Raw genomic sequence first — 265 nt, forward strand, 5'->3', positions numbered from 1 at the left:
GACGACGGGCTGGAAACTTCGGCACTCTAACGGTTCATCGGTCGGGAAAATCCGCTAAAGTCCCTGGGGTTGGCCACAAGCCAGCTCCAAGGACACCGGAGATTCCATGAAAAAGCTCTTTATGCTGTGTTGCGCATCCCTGCTTGCAGCCTGTTCCAGCCAAACCCCACACAGCCAGGCCAGCCTGGACGGTGAAGTCTTCTACCTGCAGCGCATTGCCCTGCCGCCTGCCGCCACCCTGAGCGTGGAACTGCAGGATGTGTCG

Annotated in this window: 1 protein-coding gene; it reads left to right on the forward strand. The window is 59.2% G+C overall.

Annotated features, from left to right (window positions below; genetic code table 11):
• Positions 1-121 precede the first annotated feature (121 nt).
• The coding region (locus tag SB719_RS20635; protein WP_412159811.1) for a YbaY family lipoprotein at positions 122-265 on the forward strand (144 nt) is incomplete at its 3' end.

It is taken from the genome of Pantoea sp. SIMBA_079, from assembly GCF_046940275.1.
GTDB classification, from domain to species: Bacteria; Pseudomonadota; Gammaproteobacteria; order Enterobacterales; family Enterobacteriaceae; genus Pantoea; species Pantoea borealis.